This is a genomic window from Corallococcus interemptor, assembly GCF_003668875.1.
GTDB lineage: Bacteria > Myxococcota > Myxococcia > Myxococcales > Myxococcaceae > Corallococcus > Corallococcus interemptor.
Map to the genome: position 1 here is coordinate 1 of NZ_RAWM01000242.1, position 3651 is coordinate 3651.

Annotated in this window: 2 protein-coding genes and 1 pseudogene; all 3 read right to left on the reverse strand. The window is 70.9% G+C overall.

All coding sequences use genetic code 11. The features are described 5' to 3' along the window. Nucleotides 1-491 (reverse strand): annotated as a pseudogene (locus D7X96_RS40585) (hypothetical protein); the annotation flags it as partial. A gap of 169 nt (nt 492-660) precedes the next feature. Next, on the reverse strand, nt 661-1872 hold the full coding sequence (gene dnaX / locus D7X96_RS38730) for a DNA polymerase III subunit gamma/tau (protein WP_120551983.1): 1212 nt from the start codon (nt 1870-1872) through the stop codon (nt 661-663). A gap of 77 nt (nt 1873-1949) precedes the next feature. After that, complete coding sequence (locus D7X96_RS38735) at nt 1950-3488, reverse strand: phytoene desaturase family protein (RefSeq protein ID WP_120551984.1); 1539 nt, start codon at nt 3486-3488, stop codon at nt 1950-1952. Nucleotides 3489-3651 lie beyond the last annotated feature (163 nt).

Genomic DNA, 3651 nt, shown 5'->3' on the forward strand with positions numbered 1-3651 from the left:
GGAGGGGGCTGGGCGCCGCCGTTGCGGAGGAAGGAGAGGGGGCGGGCCGCGGACGGAGGCAGGTCGTCCATGACGACGCCTGGAGCCGGAGGGGGCTCCATGGCCGGGGCCGCGCCGCCGCCATTGCGCAGGAAGGACAGCGGGCGCGCGGCGGACGGAGGCAGGTCGTCCATCACCGCCGGCGCGGGAGGCACGGCGGCGGGCGTGGGCAAGGGGCCGCCCGCGCTACCGCCATTGCGGAGGAAGGAGAGGGGACGGGCCGCCGAAGGGGACAGGCCCTCCATCAGCGCGGCCGGAGGCACCCGGGTGGCCACGGCGGACGCGCCGGCCGGGGACGGCTCACCGGAAGCGGTGACTGGACCGCGAGCCTCGAAGCGCTGAGGCGCGGGAGGGGTGTGCCCGTTGGACGCCGGGTGCGCCGGCGCCCGCGCGTCATCGAAGGGCCGGACCGTAGCGCCCGCGTACGCGGACGGGCCCTGCGGGTCGGCCATGCGCGGCGACGCGGATGCGGACGGCGGTGCCGGACGTGACGGGGCCTCCGCTTGCACGGACGGGCCCTGCGCATCGAGTGGACGCACAGGGGCCGCCGCGGGCGCGGATGCCACCGGAGCTTCGACCGGGCGCGCCGTGGCTACGGGCGCGCGGGCTCCGGTCTGGACTTCAGACGCGAAAGTTCGCGGGACCGGAGCGACCTCCTGGCGCTCCGGTCGTGTTCTTCGCGGCGCCTTCCGCGCCAAGCCCCGCCGACAGCCGCTCCACGCGGGCCAGCAGGTCGGGAATCGAACCGGCCGGGGACAGCTGGATGGCCTTGAGCAGCGCCATCTCCAGCGCCAACCGGGGCTGCGCCGCTCGCGACACGTCCCAGATGCAGCCGTGCACGATGTCGAACAGCCGCGACAGCTGCGCCGTGTCCGCTTCCTTCGCCAGCGCCACGAGCGCCTTCTGCTCGGACTCCGCCAGCTCCGCGGGCGCCTCCCCCAGCGACTTCGTCACGAAGAGGTGCCGCAGCTGCAGCGCCAGCTCCTCCGCCAGCCGCTTCAGGTCCAGGCCCCGGTTGAACACCTCGTCCACCCGGCCCAGCACGCGCTTCGCGTCCTTGCGGACCAGCGCCTCCGCGAAGTCCTGCACCACCGTGCGGTCGATGGCGCCCATCGCCTCCGCGACGGCCTCGTCCGTGGGGTTGGGACCGCACGACGCGAGGATTTGGTCCAGCAGGCTCAGCGCGTCGCGCATGCCGCCTTCGGACTGGCGCACCACCATGGACAGCGACTGCTCGGAGATGCCCGCGCCCTCGGCCTGGCAGATCTCCTTCAGCCGCTGGAGCATCCGCGCCGCGGAGATGCGCCGGAAGTTGTGGCGCTGGCAGCGCGACAGGATGGTGTCCGGGAGCTTGTGCGCCTCCGTCGTCGCGAAGATGAACTTCACGTGACCGGGCGGCTCCTCCAGCGTCTTCAGGAGCGCGTTGAACGCCGCGCCGGAGAGCATGTGGACTTCGTCGATGATGTAGATCTTGTGGCGGTCGCGCTGCGGCAGGTACTTCGCGTTCTCGCGAATCTCGCGGACGTTCTCCACGCCGTTGTTGGACGCACCGTCGATCTCCGCGACGTCCACGCTGGTGCCGGCGGTGATTTCCGTGCACGCCCGGCAGGTTCCGCAGGGGGTCGCCGTGGGGCCCTGCTCACAGTTGAGCGCCTTGGCGAGCAGGCGGGCGGCCGTCGTCTTGCCGACTCCTCGAGGGCCGCAGAACAGGTACGCGTGCGCGACCCGGTCCATCTTGATGGCATTCCCGATGGTCCGGACCACGTGCTCCTGGCCGGTCATGTCATCGAACTTCTGCGGGCGCCATTTGCGGGCGAGGACGAGGTAGCTCATGGGGACAACCATCTAAACACGGCGGGCCGAATGATCCATGGAACGTCCATTCCGCCCGCCGTGAGGCGCACCCCTTCTCAGCGTCCGAGCGCCTGTAGCACCACGTTGGCCGCGTTGTGGCCCGCCGCCCCGATGACGCTGCCGGCCGGGTGGCAGCCCGCGCTGCAGAAGTAGAGCCCCTGCACGGGCGTCTCATAGGGCAGCCGGTCGGTGAACCCGCGCTTGTTGTCCACATGATGGATGTGGCCGCGGGTGATGCCGAAGTGGGACTCAATCTTCGGCGGCGTGAGCGCGAAGTACTCCTGCACCAGATCACTGGTGCCGGGCGCGAAGCGGTCGCAGATGGACAACAGGTGCTTCACGTAGCGCGCCTCCTCCTTCTCCCAGGTGGTGCCCTCCAGCTTCTCCGGCACCCACTCCACGAAGAGGGCGGAGTTGTGGTGGCCCTCCGCGTCCTTCAGGGACGGGTCCACCGTGGTGTGCACGTACCACTCGATGGAGGGGAACTCCGCCAGCCGCCCCGCCTTCGCCTCCTTGTAGCCGTGCGCCAGCGCGCCCAGCACGTCGTCCTCCTGGGGCAAGAGGTGGATGGTGGGCCCGAACTGGCCCCGGTCCTCCGGCAGGCAGGTGAAGGTGGGCAGGGACTTGAGGCACAGGTTCACCTTCAGCGTGGTGCCCGGCGCGGACAGCCCGTCCACCATGCTCCGGTAGTCCGGGTTCAGCGCCCCCGAGTCCACCAGCTTCAGCGTGCGGAAGGGGTCCGCGTTGGAGACCACGACCTTCGCGGACAGCTCTTCGCCATTGTCCAGCACCACGCCCTTCACCACGCCGCTGTCCACGCGCACCGACGTCACCTTCGCGTTCGTGCGCAGCTGGGCGCCGTGCTTGCGCGCGAGCGCCGCGATGCGCTGGGTGACGGTGCCCATGCCGCCTTCGACGATCATCCACGTGCCGCCGCTGCCCGGCAGCCGGCAGAGGTTGTGCACCAGCAGGTTCATGCCCGTGCCCGGCGTGTCATAGCCGCCGTCCAGGCCGGAGAACGCGTCGGTGACGGCGTACATCGCCTTCACGAAGTCGGACTTGTAGCCGAAGCGCTCCAGGTACTCGCGCGCGGTGCCGCGACACAGGTGGATGAAGTGCTGGCGCAGGGCAGGGCGCACGTACCGCTCCGCCGTCTCCTCCAGCGGCCGGGGCGGCAGGAGCCACGCGGGCGCCAGGTCCTCGCGCAGCGCCGCCAGCTCCGTGTTCATGGCGACGTGGGCGTTCCAGTCCGCCTCGGAGAAGAACTCGCGGAACTGCCGCTCCAGCTCCCGCTCATCCGAGCCGAAGAGCAGGTAGCGCTTGTCCATGGTGGGCAGGAAGTAATGCGGGTCGCGCCGCTTGAGGGGCAGCTCCAGCTGGAGTTCCTTCAGCAGCTCCGGCGGCATCAGCCCCAGGAGGTACGCGCCAGTGGAGACGCCCAGCTTCGGGGCCGTGCGGAACGGGTACTCCGTCTTGCACGCGCCGCCCACCTGGTCCTTCTCCTCCAGCACGGTGACCGACAGGCCCCGGCGCGCGAGCATCGCCGCCGCGACAAGTCCGTTGTGGCCCGCGCCCACCACGATGACGTCTGGCATGGTCTTCCTCCTCAAGGGGAAAAGGCCGTCCTACCCGAGCCACGACCTCCCCGACAAACACCGAGCGTCTTGCGCTGGACGCCCGGGCCGGAAAGAGTCGCGTCCGCCACGTGAACGCCCCCACCTCCGACGACGCGCCCCCGGCCCCCGCTCCCTCCCAGGC